Here is a 15,704-nt window from a genome sequence, read left to right as displayed (position 1 = left end):
ATGACCCATGGCATCGGGCCGGAAAGCTTGCCTTGGGGCAGCAGGCGGCTTTCCGCGCTGGTGCGCTCGCGCCAGTCGCCCCCAAGGCGCTGGTGATGGCGGGAAGCACGCTCATGCGCCCAGCACGTCCGGGCGCGGCGGGACGGCAGCGCGGCGCGGCGGATAGCGCAGGGCTCCGGTCGGGTCGGACAGGCGGCCCTTGTCGAGCCGCATGATCAGCGATTCCGGCACTTGCCGGATCAGGTGCACGTCGTGGGTGGCGACGACGACGGTGGTGCCGAGGCGGTTCAAGGCCTCGAACAGACGCAGCAGCTTGACCGCCATTTCGGGATCGACGTTACCGGTCGGCTCGTCGGCCACGAGCATGTCGGGGCGTCCGATCACCGCGCGGGCGATGGCGACGCGCTGCTGCTCGCCACCTGAAAGCGTGGCGGGACGGGCATTGCTGCGATCGCCGAGGCCGACCCATTCGAGCATGTCGGAAACGGGCTTGATGATGTCCCGCTCAGGCACGCCGGCCACGCGCAAGGGCAGGGCGACGTTGTCGAAGGCCGAGAGGTGCGGGACGAGGCGGAAGTCCTGGAACACGACGCCGAGGCGGCGGCGGAAGCCAGGCAGGCGTTCGCGTGGCAAAGTGATCGCATCAGTGCCGAACATGCGGATCAGCCCGCGCGAAGGCCGCTGGGCGAGGTATAGCAGCTTGAGCATGCTGGTCTTGCCCGCGCCCGAAGCCCCGGTGAGGAAGTAGAAGCGCCCGGAATAGAGGGTGAAGCTGACATCGGTCAGCACTTCCTTGCCCGTGCCATAGCGCAGGCCGACGTTGTCGAAATGGACAATCTCCGCGTCGTCTGGCTGGCTCATGAGGTGGAGACTGTACCCGTTTGTTCTGCGCCGATCGTTACGCCCCAAGGGCTATACGCGGCAATCCATGTGGAAAAAAGGCCGGGGATGCGTTTCTTGGGTGGTGTGGCTATTGTTTCCCACGGCACGGCCATGCTTAACCCGGTGAATGATCATTGCGTGCCCAGCCTGCTCGACGCGCTATGTCGTTCCCGACACCGCGATCGGCGTGGACGGCAGGACCGTGCGTTGCGCGCGGTGCCGCCATTCGTGGTTCCAGAACGGGCCTGAGCTGCCCGCGCGTGAGGACGCGTCGCCAGAACCCGCGCCTGTGGCGGCTGCGCCCGTTGTAGCTGCGCCCGAGACGACCTCCCCCGCGGCGACCACGCCACCCCGCGCGAAGCACCCCCGGTGCAGGGGGCTCCTGCCGAGCCTGAACCGGATTTGCCGTTCGCACGCGCGCCGCAGTCCGGCGCCGCCATGGGCGAGGCCGAGCCGCCGACGCCCCCGCCTTTGCCCCATGCCGCGCGGCGCAAGTTCGTTCCGGTTGAGGAAGCGGCCGAGCAATCGCCGTTCGAGCACCAGCCGCCGTTCCGTCCGCGGCGCAATCCCACCAAGCTGTGGACCATGGCCGCCGTGGCCTTCGCTGTCACGATCGCGGCCCTCGGCGGGGCGGCGTGGTACTTTGGAGTGCCGCAGTGGATCCCGGGCGTGAACCAGACATTCGGCGCAGGCCCTGCCGATCTGGTCCGCTCCTTCCCGCCGGAAAAGCAGGATCGCCGCCAGTTGCCCAACGGGACCGAATACTTCGGGCTCAGCGGCACGGTGACCAATACCGGCAAGGAAGTGCGCGCCCTGCCCGAGATTCTGATCGTGCTGCGCGATTCGAACGACAAGGTGGTGAAGACCTGGCCGGTGCCGCCGCCTCAGGCCGAACTTGCGCCAGGCGAAAGCGTGACGATCAACGCTGCGGTCACCGACGTGCCCAAATCGGCAAAGGTCGCGGAAATCGGCTGGAAGCCTGATTGATCCGCAGCTGTTTCAGGGCGAGCGCGAAAAATTGCGCGAAGCTTGTTGCGCAGGCCAAACTCCTTTGCTAGGGGCGCGCTCCTACCCCACCACGGGGCGCCGATCACAGGTCGGGCACCCCGTTTGATTTTGCGGTCGTGGCGGAATTGGTAGACGCGCAACGTTGAGGTCGTTGTGGGCGAAAGCCCGTGGAAGTTCGAGTCTTCTCGACCGCACCATCACTCCCAAACAGTGTGATCCTTGCCTTCGGGCACCCTATTTTCGCTTCGGGCGGAAACCTCTTCCTGCGCACTGCGTTGGCCAGGCAGGATGAGACGCATGACCCTTGGCGGGGCGTTGGCCGAAAGGCTGGCGCCCCGCTTTTCTGTTGATGCCGGGGCGTTGACTGGAAGGCTGGTGCCCCGCTTTTCTTTGACCGCTTTTCTGTCGTCAGATGAGGTCCGATAGAGCGATCTGTTGCCCTTTGGCTGCCGCCTTGTTGGCAGCGCGGCGCAGGCGTTCGATATGGAGGCGGCCTTCGGGGACGGCTTCCTTGGGCAGAGCGTCGAGCGAGGTGCGGTAGATCTCCTCGAAGTCCTCGGCGAATTCGCCGTGGGTGAGGATCAGGCCGCGGTTCTCGATCATGCCCTGCAGCGTTTTCTGGCCGACCTCGAGCGGGTCCATGCCGAGGTCGAAGGCGGTGCCGAACTGTTCGAGTTCCGCCGCGTCGGCAGGCGCGAAGCCGCTGTCGGCAAAGCCTTCGGGCCGCTTGAGCGCGCTGGTCCAGGCATTGGTGCGGGTCAGGCCGGGGCACATCAGCGACACGCCGATCCCATGCGGCGCAAGGTTGTAGCGCAGGCTCTCGGTCAGCCCGCGCACGGCGAACTTGCTGGCGGTGTAGATGCCGGCCTGCGGGCCCGACAGGTAGGCCGCCATCGACGCGACGTTGACGACATGGCCGCCCTCGCCATGGGCCTTCATGCCCGGCAGGAACGAGACGAGGCCGTTGACCACGCCGCCGAAGTTGACGCCCATGATCCAATCGTAATCGGCATAGGTCGCCTCGTCGGTCGGCCCGAACACGCTGACGCCGGCATTGTTGACGAGGACATGGATCTTGCCGACCTCGGCTGCGACTTCGGCAAAGCGAGCGCGGTCGGTAACGTCGAGCTGGACGTAGCGCGCCGGTGGCAGGGCGTTGTCAGCCAGCCAGCGGGCGGCGTCCTCGCGATCCTGCTCCTTGCGGTAGGTGAGGACGAGGCTCATCCCGGCCATGGCGAAGGCGCGGGCGATGCCGAAGCCGATGCCGTTCACGCCGCCGGTGATGAAGGCGGTCTTTCCCTGAAATTCGCGCGTCGTGCCAGCCATGTGTCGTTCCTCTTCCGTTTGGCAGGCTAACAATTGTGATGATCGTCGGCAAGCGTGCGGAGTGAAACGAGCCGCGGCTCAGGCGGGCTTGCCGAGGCCGTGGAGGAAGAGGCTGACGCAGGCATGGGCATGGTCGGCGAGCGATGCGTCATCGAAACTTACATCGACCCTATAGAGCTTGCGGCTGACCATGCCGGCGAGCGTCAAATCGAAAAAGGCGAGCGCCGCGCGTTCCGGATCGTCGCAGTGAAGCAGCCCGCGTGCGGTCCAGGCGGCGAGTTGCGCGGCGAGCAGGTCGTTGAGCGGCGTCACCGCATGCTGCCGGTAGGTTTCGCCCACTTCGGGAAAGAGATGCCCCTCGGCGATGGCCATGCGGCCGACGAAGATGCTTTCGTCGGTGAGGATCCAGCGCAGGGCGCGAACGCCGAAGCGTTCCAGCCACTCGCGTGGTTCGGCATCGCCAACGTCTGCCATGTCCACCGCATCGCGCCAGCGTTCGGCGATCCGCGCGACCACCGCCTCGAACAGCGCGCGCTTGGTCTCGAAGTGGCGGAACATGGTCGGCTTGGAACCACCGAAGCGTTCGAGGATGCGGTTGGTGCTGGCGCCGGCAAAGCCCTCGGCCATGAACTCGGCCTGCGCGGCATCGAGAATGCGCGCGCGCACCACTTCCGGATTGCGACTGACCGGGCTTCTCATCGCGACAGCCCGTGATATAAAGAAACCAACTGGTGTATTTGATTCGACATCTGGGGAGAATGACCGTGAGCGCCTTCATTCGCAATGGCTGGTATATGGCCTGCTGGTCGCACGAGGTACCGGACGGTGGCTTTCTGGCCCGCCGCCTGCTCGACAAGCCGTGGGTCATCTGGCGCAAGGCCGATGGCGAGTTGGTGATGATGGCCGACCGCTGCCCGCACCGCTTCGTGCCGCTGAGCCGAGGTGCGCGCGATGGCGATATGATGCGCTGCGGCTATCACGGGCTGGCATTCGATGGCGCTGGCAACTGCGCGCACAATCCGTTCAGCGGCCAGCCGCTCGACATCGCCAAGGTAGATGTGCTGCCGGTGGTGGAGAAGTATACCGGCGTGTGGTTCTGGCCGGGTGATGCCGAAAAGGCTGATCCCGCGCTAATTCCGGATTACAGCTTCATCGACCATGACAGGCCGCTGCATCGTGGCGTGATCAAGATGGACGCCAGCTACGAGCTGGTCACCGATAACCTGATGGACCTGAGCCATGCCGAATTCATCCACCGCGAAAGCTTCGGCACGAACGGCGCGCTGCTGACCTGCGGCGAGCACGAGGTGATCCAGGAAGACAATGGCGCGATCTGGAACAACTGGACGATGCCGAATTCCACTCCGCCGGCCTGGGCCATGCCAATGCTGCCGGAAGGGGCGAAGACCGACCAGTGGCTGCACATGCGCTGGAATGCCCCGTCGAACCTGGCACTGTACATCGGCCTTGCCCGATCAGGCACGGACCGCAAGGATCTCGTCGTGCCACTCATGGGCGACCCGCATATCCTGACGCCCGAAACGGCAACGTCGACGCACTATTTCTACACGCACGAACCGACCCCCGAGGCCCATGCGCTGCTTGAGAAAGCGTTCCTCGAGGAAGACCATCCGACGCTCCATGCCCAGCAGGAAGCGATGGGCGATGCCGATTTCTGGGACTTGCGCCCGGTAATCCTGCCATCGGACGCCGGCGCGATCCGGGTCCGCCGGCGGATGATGCAATTGCGCCGTGCGGAAGCCGGGGAGCCGGTGGCCGCCGAATAGGGCGGCCACGGCCAGCGCGCGCTCAGAACATCGCCCTCAGAACATCGGGTGCGCGTTTGCCGATTTTTCCGGGATTGGCTGGATCACGTCCCAGTGCTCGACGATCTTGCCGTCCTTCAAACGGTAGAAGTCGGCGACGGCAGCACCGCGCGCGGCTGGGTCAGGCCTGGCGAAGATGTGGATCGCCGCAAGATCGCCATCGACGATGATCTTGCGCACCTCGAAGCTGCGGTTGCGGTCGGAAAACATCGGCTGCAGTAACGCGATTGCAGCCTCACGCCCATCCGGCACGCCCGGATTATGCTGGATGTAGTCGGGCGCGACGTAGGTCTCGAAGGCCTGGCGCACGTCGCGCTCGACGTAGAACAGCCGCGCGAAGTCCTCGACAATCTGGCGGTTATCGGTGGTGGCCGGACCATTGCCCAGCAGGGCAAGGGTCGCAGCCGCCAACAAAACGCGGCGCATCAGGCCAGCGCCGGTTCGGCCTGGCGCGGGGTAACGATGAACCACGTCACCACCGCGATCACGATGCCAAGGCCACCTGCGATCAGGAACGCGCCCTGCATCGAGCCGCTCGACGTGCGGGCCATGCTGACCAGCAGGGGCGAGACGAACTGGCCGAGGAAGAACGCAGAGGTCCATACGCCCATGCCGCGGCCCCGGTGTTCGAACGGCAGGTAGCCCTGCGCCCAGGCGATCAGCGTCGGCACGGCCATGCCGGCGCCGGTCTGCTGCAGGGCCATCCCGGCAACCATGCCCTTCCAGTCGCTGGCCGAGCCGATCACGGCAAGTCCTGAGCCGAGCAGCAGGAGGAAAATGGTCAACTGGGTGCGCGCGCCGAGGCGCCCGGTGGTCCAGAAGATCAGCGCGCCGACGATCACGAACATGCTCGGGATCGTGGTCAGGCGGCCGATTTCCTTGGGATCGGATACGCCAAGCTCCTGCCAGACGATGCCGCCATTGATGATGAAGACATAATAGAGTGCTCCGCCGAACAGGGTGACGAGACCGAACAGGAGCACACCCTTCCACGGGAACGGAGTGCTTGCTTCGGCACCGATGCCCAGCATCTTGCGGGCGGTGTCGTCGTTTTCCGGCTCATAGATGAATGAGAGCATCGCGAAGAAGCAAAGGAAGCCAACTCCATAGATCGCAAAGACCGCGTTCCAGCTCATCGAAGCGAGATAGCCCGACGTGAAGATGACGGCGCTGCCGAAGAACGGGCCGACGATGCCCTGCATCGAAAGCCAGCGATAGCGCCCCTTTTCGTCCCAGTAATCTCCGATCAGAGTGTTGACCGTGGTGAGGATCGCCGCTTCTGCGACACCCAGCAGCAAGCGCGATGCGTAGATGTGGTCGAGATTGTCGAGCAGCATCGGTGCCATGCCGACGAAGCCATAGAGTCCCGTGGACCAAAGCAGCAGGCGGCGACGACCGAACTTGTCGACGAGCAGGCCCGCGAACAGGGCAAGGATCGCGACCGTCAGACCGGGTGCCGAGACCATGGCCGGCACCTTGGTCGGCGCGGAAGGATCGCCGGCGAAATGCGCGATCATGGCGGGCACTGCCGGGAACATCGACACGATCGCGACGATCGGCAGGAAGCCGGTCAGAACTATGGTGAGGCCTTGCGGAATGCCCGGTTGGCGCCTGGCTGAGGTGGTCATCTATTCTCCCTGCGGCACATGTCAGCCGCATTCTAGAACCTTTATTCTCAATCGGTATCCCTTCGCGCAACCTGCGAGTCAAGCTAATGGACTGGATGGCAAATCATCAATTTCAGGCATGGCAGGGCATAAAAATTACTTGCTTGGTGTATTGGTCGCGGCATTCTAGACCCGTTTCCGATCCTGATTCAGCTTAACGAGAGGGGGCCGGCCGTTTGCTGCGGACGGCCAGTATAATAGCATGGAAAATCTCGATATTCTTGTCATCGGTGCAGGCATCGGCGGTCTTTCCGCTGCGATTGCCCTGGCACGCAAGGGGCACACCGTCACCGCGATCGAGCGCGATCCGAATTGGTCGGTCTATGGCGTGGGCATCATCCAGCAGTCGAACGTGCTGCGCGCGATGGACCAGCTCGGCGTGCTCGACAGGTTCATGGATGCGGCCTGCGGCTTCGACGCGGTGGAGATCTTCCTGCCCGATGGCACCAAGGTCGCCCGCGTACCGAGCCCGCGCCTCGTCGAAGGTCGCCCCGCCAACGTCGGCATCGGCCGTCGCGCCCTGCAGAAAGTGCTGGGTGACAGCGCCAAGGAACTCGGAACCGAGATCCGCCTCGGCATCACCGCCGATGAGATTGTCGATGACGGCGAGAAGGTTGCCGTGACCTTCTCGGACGGTTCGTCGGGCATCTACGACGCCGTGATCGGCGCCGATGGCGTCTATTCGCAGACGCGCGACGCCATCCTGCCCGAGGCCGAGAAGCCGGTGTTCACCGGGCAGGCCGTGTGGCGCTACAACTTCCCGCGCCCCGAGGGTCTCGATGCGCTGCAGGTCTACAACGGCCCGACCGGCGTTGGCCTTGTGCCGATGAGCGCGGACGTGATGTACATGTACGTCACCACGCCCGAGCCCGGCAAGCCGTGGTATCCCAAGGAAGGCATTGCCGCCGCGATGCGCGCCAAGCTGGCGAACTGCTCGCCGGCGATCCGCGAACTGGGCGAGCAGATCACCGATGACGAGGGCGTGGTCTACCGCCCGCTCGAAGGCATGCTGGTGCGTGGAGACTGGAGCAAGGGCCGCGTCGGCCTGCTGGGCGATGCCGTCCACGCAACGACGCCGCACCTGGGCCAGGGCGCTGGCATGGCGATCGAGGACGCCATCGTCATCGCTGAAGAGCTTGAGCGCCACGACAACGTCGAAGCCGCGCTCAAGGCCTATCGCGACCGCCGCTTCGAACGCTGCCGCTACATCGTCGAGAGCAGCCTTGCCATCTGCCACGGCCAGCTGGGCGTGGGGCCCGCGGTCGACAACCACAAGGCGACCGCTGAAATGTTCGGCGTCGTCTCGCAGCCGATCTGATTTACCCGCATTTCAAGGAAGATCCCATGAGCCGCGTTACCGAAATCCGCTATGTCGGATATGGCGTGAAGGAATTCGACGCCGAGAAGACCTACTACACCGACGTCTGGGGCCTCGATCCGGTCGGCGAGGACCAGAACCATGCCTGGTTCAAGGCGCAGGGGCATGACGAGCACCACGTGGTGCAGTTGCGCCGCGCTAACGAGAACCGCGTCGACGTGATCGCCCTTGCGGCTGACAGCCGCGCCGATGTCGACGCACTGCGCGCCAAGGTTGCCGATGCCGGATGCAAGATCGTCAGCGAGCCTGCCGATCTGACCTCGCCCGGCGGTGGCTACGGCTTCCGCTTCTTCTCGCCCGATGGCCTGATGTTCGAAGTCTCGAGCGACGTGGCCCGTGGCGCCAAGCGGGAACTGGCGCGCTGGGAAGGCGTGCCGGTGAAGATCAGCCACATCGTGCTGCATTCGCCGAACCATCAGGAAGCGGTGAAGTTCTTCTGCGACGTGCTCGGCTTCAAGGTTTCCGACTGGCTGGGCGATTTCATGTGCTTCCTGCGCTGCAATTCGGCGCACCACCGCATCGCGATCCTGCCGGGACCTGCGTGCCTCAACCACGTCGCCTACGACATGCTCTCGGTCGATGACATGATGCGCGGTGCGCACCGCCTGAAGATCAAGGGCATCGACATCAGCTGGGGTCCGGGCCGCCACACCGCCGGCAACAATACCTTCAGCTATTTCGTGACGCCGGGTGGCTTCGTCACGGAGTACACCTCGGATCTCGAAGAGGTGGACTTCGAAGCGCACCAGCACAAGGTCCACACGCCTGCGCCGATGGTCATGGACCAGTGGGGCATCGGCGTGGGCGGTCCGCAGACGATGCCGCATCCGCACGTCAATCCGGGCCTGTTCCAGACGCCTGAACTCGTCGGCGGAGCCTGATCGATGGCGCTTTACGAACCGTTCCCGAACTACATCTGGAACCTCTCCGTCTCGATCGCGATGGAGAGCGGCGGGCAGATCGGCGAAATCGTCGACATGTGCCAGCCGATCATCGATGCCGCTGCCAATGGCGGCGATGCCGGCACGCCGCAGTTCATGAAACAGTGGGCCGCCTATGGCGACAAGCTGATCGAACTTGCCGCAGAGGACGAGGCCAAGGGCCGCGCGTTCTCGGCGTCCAACAAGCTGGAGCGCGCGTCGCTCTACCTGCTGGTGGCCGAACGCATGCAGGGTCACGGCGCGCCGGGCCGCAAGGAGACTTACGCCAAGGCGCTCGACGCCTTTGCGAAGTCGACCGCACTGGGCAAGATCAACCGCGAGCGCGTGGAAATCCCGCTGGCGACCGGCACGATGTCGGCGCTTTACACCCGCGCCGAAGGGCCGGGGCCGCATCCGGTGGTGGTCTATTGCAACGGCCTCGATAGCTGCAAGGAACTGCTCTACTGGAGCCGCCTGCCCGAAGCCCTGGCCCGTCGTGGCGTTTCGACGCTGTGCGTCGACCAGCCGGGGACGGGCGAGGCACTGCGCCTGCAGGGCCTCCCGGTCGATCCGCATTCGGAGAACTGGGCGAGCAAGGCGGTGGACTGGCTGGAGAGCCAGGCAGATGTCGATCCCAAGCGCATCGGCATGACAGGCATCTCGCTGGGTGGCCACTTCGCCCCGCGCGCCGTAGCCTATGAACCGCGCTTTGCTTCTGGCGCGGTATGGGGTGCCAACCACAACTGGCGCGAAGTGCAGGACAAGCGCATGAAGCGCGAAGGCGAGAACCCGGTCCCGCACTATTGGGCGCATGTGATGTGGGCTTTCGGTGCCGAGACGATGGAAGAGTTCCTCGAGAAGTCGACCGACATGAACCTCAATGGGCACATGGGATCGATCAAGGTGCCCTTCCTCGTCACCCACGGCGCGCAGGATCGCCAGATCAGCGTGTCCTATGCCGACGACCTCTACGACCAGTTGATCAATTCGCCCCGCCGCGAGAAGGTGATCTTCACCGCCCGCGAAGGCGGTGTCGAACACGTCGGCGCGGACAACATGTCGTACGGCCGCGACCTGATCGCCGACTGGTTCGCCGAGACGCTTGGGGGACACACCGCATGACACGCCGTTTCGTCGATCTTTCGATCTATCTCGAGAACGATGTCATCACCGATCCGCCGTTCCTGCGCCCCAAGATCGAATACCAGAAGCATGGCGAGACGATGCCCGAACTGGGCTTCTTCTTTCCCGGCGTGACACCCGAGCAGACGCCGGACGGCGCGGGCTTCGCGGCGGTCGAGAACGTGACGCTGACCACGCACAACGGCACGCACCTCGATGCGCCGTGGCATTTCCACCCGACGATGGACGGCAAGGACGGCGAACCGGTGCCATCGATGACGATCGATGAAGTGCCGCTGGAATGGTGCTTCCAGCCGGGGGTGAAGCTCGACTTCCGCCACTTCCCCGATGGCTATGTGGTGACCGCGCAGGATGTGGAAGACGAACTCAAGCGCATCGGGCACGAGCTCAAGCCGCTGGAAATCGTCATGGTCAACACTGCTGCCGGCAAGGCGGTGGGCAATCCCGACTATGTCAGCATCGGCTGCGGCATGGGCTATGAAGCGACGATGTACCTGACCTCGCGCGGCATCCGCGTGACCGGCACCGACGCCTGGAGCTGGGACGCGCCGTTCGTTCACACCGCCGAGAAGGTCAAGGAAACCGGCGATACCTCGCTGATCTGGGAAGGCCACAAGGCCGGGCGCGACATCGGCTATTGCCACCTTGAAAAGCTGCACAATCTTGAGGTGCTGCCGCCGGACGGCTTCATGGTCAGCTGCTTCCCCCACAAGATCAGGGGCGCTTCGGCAGGCTGGGTCCGCGCCGTGGCGATCTTCGAGGAGTGACCAGTTTCGCCCTCATCACTGCTGCCTGGACGGGGGAGTGGTGAGGGCGGAAACTAGCGGAAATCCTGGACGCAGAAGCCTTGCGCAAACGCGCTGGCAAGACTTGCCGCATCGAGGTGGTCCAGCATCGGCAATCGACCGAGCCTCTTCACCTCGCCCATCGCGCAGATCGTGGCCTCGCTGTCCTCGTTCGCCTCGCCCACGAACGCCACGCCGTGAATCGGCACGCCGCGCGAGCGCAGCGCCTCGAACGTCAGCAGCGAATGGTTGATCGTGCCGAGCGCGGTGCGCGCCACTACGATGACCGGCAGGTTCCACCACGCAAAGACATCAGCGTATGTCGTATTGCGGGTCACGGGAACGAGCGCCCCGCCCGCCCCCTCGACCACGAGCGGGCGCACGTGCGGCAGGGACAATTGCGCCAGGTCGATCACCACGCCATCAATCTCTGCCGCGCGATGCGGCGAGCACGGTGTGTTCAGGCGATAGGCCTCGGGCAGGACGTTGGCAGCAGGAACACCGGCCAGCCGCGCGACGTGGTCGCGGTCCGCGCCATCGTCCAGCCCCGCCTGCACCGGCTTCCAATAGTGCGCGTGCAACGCTCCGGTGAGCGCTGCAGAGAAGATTGTCTTGCCGATGCCGGTATCCGTTCCGGTAACGACGAAGGCGCTCATCGCAGTGCCTCCGAAAGAGCCGCCCCCAGCGCGTCGACGTCTGCGGCGGTGGCGTTGAGAGTCAGCGATATGCGCAAGCGGCTGGTGCCTTGCGGGACAGTCGGTGGCCGGATGCCGCGCACGTCAAATCCCTTGGCCTGAAGCGTCGAGGCGACGGCCATGGTCCGCGCGTCCTCGTGCAGGATCAGCGGCAGGATCTGCGATCCCGAAGGCAGCGCACCGTGCGGGGCAAGCACGCGCTCGGCATGGGCGACGAGCGCGAGCAGGGCTTCGCGGCGTTGCGGTTCGTCCGCCAAGATCCGCAGCGCTTCGCGCACGGCAGCGCAGACCAGCGGCGAAGGCGCAGTGGAGAAGATAAAGGGACGACCACGATTGACGAGGAAATCGCGCACGACCTTGGGACCGAGGACCAGCGCACCTTCGCAGCCCATCGCCTTGCCGCAAGTGCGCAGCACCACAGTGTCGGGCCGGCCATCGAGCGTGGCGGCGATGCCGCGGCCATCCGGCCCGAACACGCCAGTCGCGTGGGCCTCGTCGATCAGCATGATCGCCTCGTGACGCTCTGCCACCATGGCCATGGCGGCCACGTCGGCCATGTCGCCATCCATCGAGTAAAGCGTCTCGAACGCAAGCCAGATGCGGCCGGTGTGGCCCTTGGCGCGCCATTCGCGCGCGGCGTCATCGAAGCTTTGCGGATCGTTGTGCGCGGCACTGACCGAGGTCGCGCGGGTCAGGCGCAGGCCCTCGTGCATCGAGGCGTGGACGAGTTCGTCATAGACGATCAGGTCACCGCGCTGTGGCAGGGTGGAGAGCAGCGCGACATTGGCGGCATAACCCGCCGAGAAGAACAGCGCGGATTCGCTGCCGAAGAAGCGTGCCGCTTCCTGTTCCAGCAGCTCGTGCTCCGGATCGTTGCCGCGCAACAGCCGCGACCCGCCCGAGCCCAGCGGCACCCCGCGCGCGATGGCTTGCTGCACTGCCGCCGCGAGCCGGGGCGATGACGACATCGCAAGGTAATCGTTCGACGCAAAGTCGATCCCGCGCCGGGGTGCGAGGCTGCGCAGGCGAGCCTTTTCGCCAAGGGCTGCAAGATCGGCAGTGTGTGCCGACCACAGCGATCCGGTACGGGTCGCGCTGTCAGCCATCAAGCCGCGCAGCCTCCCGAACAGCCTCCGACTGCCTTCATCGCTCTCATGGGTTCCTCGCCTTCCATCGGCTTCAGACCGAGGCGGGCGAACATGGCGGCATCCGCATCGTCGCCGGCATTGGCAGCGGTGAGCAGCTTGTCGCCGGTGAAGATCGAATTGGCGCCGGCCATGAAGCACAGCGCTTGCGTCGCTTCCGACATCGATTCGCGGCCTGCCGAGAGGCGCACCATCGACAGCGGCATGGTGATGCGCGCAACCGCCACGGTGCGGACGAACTCGATGTCGTCGATCTTGGCGAGTGGGGTATCCGCCAGCATGTCGCCGAGCACGGTGCCCTTGATCGGCACCAGCGCATTCACCGGCACGCTTTCCGGGTGCTGTTCGAGCGTGGCCAGAGCATGGACGAAGCCGACGCGATCGGCCCGCGTCTCACCCATGCCGACGATGCCGCCCGAGCAGACGTTGATGCCCGCGCTGCGCACGTTGTCGAGCGTCTGCAGGCGGTCGGCAAAGGTGCGGGTGGTGATGACTTCCTCGTAGCGTTCGGGCGAGGTGTCAATGTTGTGGTTGTAGTAATCGAGCCCCGCTTCGGCGAGCTGTGCGGCCTGGCCCGGCGTCAGCATGCCCAGCGTCATGCAGGTCTCCATGCCCATCTCGCGCACGCCCTTGATCATCGCGATGATCGCCGGCATGTCGCGCTCCTTGGGATTGCGCCATGCCGCGCCCATGCAGAAGCGCTTTGAACCGTTGTCCTTGGCCTGCGCGGCGGACTGCAGCACCTTCTGCACTTCCATCAGCTTGGTCGCCTCGACGCCGCTATCGGCCTTCACCGACTGCGAGCAATAGCCGCAGTCCTCGGGGCATCCGCCGGTCTTGATCGAGAGCAGCGTGCACAGCTGCACTTCGCCCGCGCGATGGTGCTGGCGATGGACCTCTGCGGCGCGGAACACCAGTTCGGTGAACGGCAGATCGAACAGCGCGGCGATCTCCTCGCGCGTCCAGTCGGTACGGACGGAACCGGCAGGTGCAGTCGTTTCGCGCTGGCGGATGAGGGTATCTTGCACGGCGGGAGTCCTTCGCAGTCTTCGAATTCTGCGGCCCATAGCGCAAATCCATGCCGCATGCTCAAGTGAATTAGCAAAGCTGCAAACCGGCAATTTGCATTTCACGGTGCGGAACGGGCCTTGCCGGCTCCCGTCAGGCCACGGCGCGGTTCGCCACGTCGAAGCCGGTGACCTTTTCCCGCATGGTGCGATTGCGACCCAGCCGCTTCGCTTCGTACAGGAGCTGGTCGCAGCGCGCATAGAGCGCGACGAAGTCTATCTGGAGATTGCCAGTGGTGTCGTGCTCCACCAGGCCCATGCTCGCCGTGACGATCCGGTCAAGGCCGGGCACTTCGGTGGAAACGCGCGTGGCGATGGCACGGCGGCAACGCTCGGCACGGGCTGCGGCATCTTGGCCACGCAGGAGCAGCAGGAATTCCTCACCCCCCATCCGGATCGCCTTGGTGTCCCGATCGTCAAGCAAGGCACCGGCAGCCGACCGCAATACGATATCGCCCATCGCATGGCCGTGCGTATCGTTCACGTCCTTGAAGTGATCGAGATCGATGACTGCCATGGTCCTGAAGCCACGGTCGAAAAGCTGTTCGAAGCGCTTTTCGATCGTGCGGCGATTCCTGAGGCCGGTCAGCGGATCGCGGTCGGCGACGCCTTCGAGTTCGATGGCGCGTGCGGTGGCACGATCACGCTCCTGCCTGACATCGACGAAGCGGTTCACGATGCCCAGGGCCGTAACCAGCACCTCGAAGGCCAGGGCGAGCTGGTAAAGTTCGATGGCCTCGGTGGGATGAAGGCCGGGAAGAAGAAAAGCCGATATGCGCCAGGACCCGATCAGCAGAATCGGCGTCCAGGCGATGATCTGCAGGCGGACCGCCGTGCTGCCACGCCGATGTGCATCCCACAGCATGGCTGCCAGCACGATAATCGCCACACCCATCAACAGGTGCATTGCCGGCGATGAAAGGCTCCTCATCGCGTCGACGGGCAGGCAGGCGATGAGACCGCCGATGGCAATCGCGGGCGCCGTGCGCTGTCCCAGCCATCGCAGGCGCGGCGCCAGCTTGTCAGCCTCGATAAAGCTTGCGGCAAACAGCAGCGCGGCGCTCGCCATGGTAGAGAAGGCGATGTTCGAAACCTGCCATTCCCACACCGCGCCAACATCGACGAAGATATGCAGAAACCCGGTGGCGAATGCAGCCTGTACCAGCATGGCCGCCACCATCACCAGATGCCAGATCACATAGCGCTCGGGCAGGACGGAGTAGAATGCGGTGTTGATCAGCAGGGGCACGAGCAGCATCCCGCAGATCGCCGCCATCACGATGATCCGGGGCAAGGGCCAGCCGCTCCCTTCGGGATAGGCATCGAGCCGCATCTCGCTCATGATGGTCTTGCCCCAGGGCTTCACCACCCTGACGGCAACGGCCCTCGTTTCCGAGGTCACCCCGGCCACCGGGATCACCATGTACGGCCCGGCGGCCAGATGGTGGACGTCTGCCGGCCAGAAGTAGGACCAGCGGATCGCGCCGTCCTGCCCGAGCAGGCCCACGTCCACCCGTTCGAAGTTGCCGGTATGCGTGACAAGGCTTTGCGGGAGAACGCGGCCATCCTCGTTGCCGAGATCGAATCGGATCAGCACCTCTTCCGCCAAGGACCATCCGCTGTCATCGCAGCGCCAGCGCGACGGCATTGATGCAACCGTCTGCCAGGTTTCGCCGGTCGAGGCATCGGCATGGCAGACAGACAGGGGGCGCACGGGTTCGGCCTGTCCTTCGGCGGACCAGAGACCGACGAAGACCACCAGCATCACGCACAGCCAGCGTCTGAACCCACCCAACATGGATGAAGCGCTACCTGAGCAAACTTAGAAGCTCGTTAATCCCTGACAAGAATTGCCCCGAAAT

Annotated in this window: 15 protein-coding genes, 1 tRNA gene and 1 pseudogene; 8 read left to right on the top strand and 9 right to left on the bottom strand. The window is 64.7% G+C overall.

Annotated elements, in window-relative coordinates; genetic code table 11:
- Positions 1-111: 111 nt before the first annotated feature.
- Positions 112-861, bottom strand: coding sequence for a cell division ATP-binding protein FtsE (ftsE, locus tag C7W88_RS07000; protein ID WP_118073013.1), 750 nt, complete (start codon positions 859-861; stop codon positions 112-114).
- Between the two features lie 148 nt (positions 862-1,009).
- Between ftsE and C7W88_RS23590 the strand changes: the two are divergent.
- The 3 genes and pseudogenes from C7W88_RS23590 to C7W88_RS06990 all read left to right on the top strand — a co-directional run.
- Positions 1,010-1,066, top strand: a pseudogene (locus tag C7W88_RS23590) (MJ0042-type zinc finger domain-containing protein); the annotation flags it as partial.
- 254 nt (positions 1,067-1,320) lie between these two features.
- Positions 1,321-1,869, top strand: coding sequence for a DUF3426 domain-containing protein (locus C7W88_RS23585; protein WP_240344871.1), 549 nt, complete (start codon positions 1,321-1,323; stop codon positions 1,867-1,869).
- Between the two features lie 131 nt (positions 1,870-2,000).
- Positions 2,001-2,087 (top strand) — tRNA-Leu (locus C7W88_RS06990).
- Between the two features lie 211 nt (positions 2,088-2,298).
- Here C7W88_RS06990 and C7W88_RS06985 read toward each other — a convergent pair.
- Both C7W88_RS06985 and C7W88_RS06980 read right to left on the bottom strand, forming a co-directional pair.
- Positions 2,299-3,216, bottom strand: coding sequence for an SDR family oxidoreductase (locus C7W88_RS06985; protein ID WP_118073012.1), 918 nt, complete (start codon positions 3,214-3,216; stop codon positions 2,299-2,301).
- Positions 3,217-3,294: 78 nt separating this feature from the next.
- The gene (locus C7W88_RS06980; RefSeq protein ID WP_118073011.1) at positions 3,295-3,915 is read right to left on the bottom strand and encodes a TetR/AcrR family transcriptional regulator; all 621 of its coding nucleotides are present in this window, start codon (positions 3,913-3,915) and stop codon (positions 3,295-3,297) included.
- A gap of 65 nt (positions 3,916-3,980) precedes the next feature.
- Here C7W88_RS06980 and C7W88_RS06975 point away from each other — a divergent pair, with 65 nt between their 5' ends.
- Positions 3,981-5,003 carry an aromatic ring-hydroxylating dioxygenase subunit alpha gene (locus C7W88_RS06975; protein ID WP_118074636.1) on the top strand — a complete coding sequence of 341 codons (1,023 nt, stop codon included), beginning with the start codon at positions 3,981-3,983 and terminating at the stop codon, positions 5,001-5,003.
- A gap of 36 nt (positions 5,004-5,039) precedes the next feature.
- Here C7W88_RS06975 and C7W88_RS06970 read toward each other — a convergent pair whose 3' ends face one another.
- Positions 5,040-5,468 carry a nuclear transport factor 2 family protein gene (locus C7W88_RS06970; RefSeq protein ID WP_118073010.1) on the bottom strand — a complete coding sequence of 143 codons (429 nt, stop codon included), beginning with the start codon at positions 5,466-5,468 and terminating at the stop codon, positions 5,040-5,042.
- A complete protein-coding gene (locus C7W88_RS06965; protein WP_118073009.1) occupies positions 5,468-6,670 on the bottom strand; it encodes an MFS transporter in 1,203 nt (400 codons plus the stop codon). The genes C7W88_RS06970 and C7W88_RS06965 overlap by 1 nt, the downstream gene beginning before the upstream one ends.
- A gap of 241 nt (positions 6,671-6,911) precedes the next feature.
- Between C7W88_RS06965 and C7W88_RS06960 the strand changes: the two genes are divergently transcribed.
- The 4 genes from C7W88_RS06960 to C7W88_RS06945 are packed head-to-tail and all read left to right on the top strand — an operon-like array spanning position 6,912 to position 10,917.
- Positions 6,912-8,027 carry an FAD-dependent oxidoreductase gene (locus C7W88_RS06960; RefSeq protein WP_118073008.1) on the top strand — a complete coding sequence of 372 codons (1,116 nt, stop codon included), beginning with the start codon at positions 6,912-6,914 and terminating at the stop codon, positions 8,025-8,027.
- 26 nt (positions 8,028-8,053) lie between these two features.
- Positions 8,054-8,968: a VOC family protein gene (locus C7W88_RS06955; protein WP_118073007.1), complete on the top strand. Its 915-nt coding sequence runs from the start codon at positions 8,054-8,056 to the stop codon at positions 8,966-8,968.
- Between the two features lie 3 nt (positions 8,969-8,971).
- Positions 8,972-10,129 carry a S9 family peptidase gene (locus tag C7W88_RS06950; protein WP_118073006.1) on the top strand — a complete coding sequence of 386 codons (1,158 nt, stop codon included), beginning with the start codon at positions 8,972-8,974 and terminating at the stop codon, positions 10,127-10,129.
- Complete coding sequence (locus C7W88_RS06945) at positions 10,126-10,917, top strand: cyclase family protein (protein WP_118073005.1); 792 nt, start codon at positions 10,126-10,128, stop codon at positions 10,915-10,917. The genes C7W88_RS06950 and C7W88_RS06945 overlap by 4 nt, the downstream gene beginning before the upstream one ends.
- A 53-nt stretch (positions 10,918-10,970) precedes the next feature.
- Here C7W88_RS06945 and bioD read toward each other — a convergent pair whose 3' ends face one another.
- The 4 genes from bioD to C7W88_RS24515 form a co-directional block, all read right to left on the bottom strand.
- Complete coding sequence (bioD, locus tag C7W88_RS06940) at positions 10,971-11,591, bottom strand: dethiobiotin synthase (protein WP_118073004.1); 621 nt, start codon at positions 11,589-11,591, stop codon at positions 10,971-10,973.
- Positions 11,588-12,736 (bottom strand): 8-amino-7-oxononanoate synthase, encoded by a 1,149-nt coding sequence (locus C7W88_RS06935; protein ID WP_118073003.1) that lies wholly within the window; start codon positions 12,734-12,736, stop codon positions 11,588-11,590. The genes bioD and C7W88_RS06935 overlap by 4 nt, the downstream gene beginning before the upstream one ends.
- Positions 12,736-13,803, bottom strand: coding sequence for a biotin synthase BioB (gene bioB / locus C7W88_RS06930; RefSeq protein WP_205525271.1), 1,068 nt, complete (start codon positions 13,801-13,803; stop codon positions 12,736-12,738). The genes C7W88_RS06935 and bioB overlap by 1 nt, the downstream gene beginning before the upstream one ends.
- Before the next feature lie 133 nt (positions 13,804-13,936).
- The gene (locus C7W88_RS24515; protein ID WP_118073001.1) at positions 13,937-15,640 is read right to left on the bottom strand and encodes a diguanylate cyclase; all 1,704 of its coding nucleotides are present in this window, start codon (positions 15,638-15,640) and stop codon (positions 13,937-13,939) included.
- Positions 15,641-15,704: the final 64 nt, after the last annotated feature.

Source organism: Novosphingobium sp. THN1 (assembly GCF_003454795.1).
Taxonomy (GTDB): domain Bacteria; phylum Pseudomonadota; class Alphaproteobacteria; order Sphingomonadales; family Sphingomonadaceae; genus Novosphingobium.
Note: the sequence above shows the minus strand (reverse complement) of the source record. Positions and strands in the feature narration are given on the sequence as shown.

Excerpts from the sequence above, each read along its gene's own strand:
- ftsE (WP_118073013.1), bottom strand. The coding sequence starts at position 861 with ATGAGCCAGCCAGACGACGCGGAGATTGTCCATTTCGACAACGTCGGC.
- C7W88_RS23585 (WP_240344871.1), top strand. The coding sequence starts at position 1,321 with ATGGGCGAGGCCGAGCCGCCGACGCCCCCGCCTTTGCCCCATGCCGCG.
- C7W88_RS06985 (WP_118073012.1), bottom strand. The coding sequence starts at position 3,216 with ATGGCTGGCACGACGCGCGAATTTCAGGGAAAGACCGCCTTCATCACC.
- C7W88_RS06980 (WP_118073011.1), bottom strand. The coding sequence starts at position 3,915 with ATGAGAAGCCCGGTCAGTCGCAATCCGGAAGTGGTGCGCGCGCGCATT.
- C7W88_RS06970 (WP_118073010.1), bottom strand. The coding sequence starts at position 5,468 with ATGCGCCGCGTTTTGTTGGCGGCTGCGACCCTTGCCCTGCTGGGCAAT.
- C7W88_RS06965 (WP_118073009.1), bottom strand. The coding sequence starts at position 6,670 with ATGACCACCTCAGCCAGGCGCCAACCGGGCATTCCGCAAGGCCTCACC.
- C7W88_RS06960 (WP_118073008.1), top strand. The coding sequence starts at position 6,912 with ATGGAAAATCTCGATATTCTTGTCATCGGTGCAGGCATCGGCGGTCTT.
- C7W88_RS06955 (WP_118073007.1), top strand. The coding sequence starts at position 8,054 with ATGAGCCGCGTTACCGAAATCCGCTATGTCGGATATGGCGTGAAGGAA.
- C7W88_RS06950 (WP_118073006.1), top strand. The coding sequence starts at position 8,972 with ATGGCGCTTTACGAACCGTTCCCGAACTACATCTGGAACCTCTCCGTC.
- C7W88_RS06945 (WP_118073005.1), top strand. The coding sequence starts at position 10,126 with ATGACACGCCGTTTCGTCGATCTTTCGATCTATCTCGAGAACGATGTC.
- bioD (WP_118073004.1), bottom strand. The coding sequence starts at position 11,591 with ATGAGCGCCTTCGTCGTTACCGGAACGGATACCGGCATCGGCAAGACA.
- C7W88_RS06935 (WP_118073003.1), bottom strand. The coding sequence starts at position 12,736 with ATGGCTGACAGCGCGACCCGTACCGGATCGCTGTGGTCGGCACACACT.
- C7W88_RS24515 (WP_118073001.1), bottom strand. The coding sequence starts at position 15,640 with ATGTTGGGTGGGTTCAGACGCTGGCTGTGCGTGATGCTGGTGGTCTTC.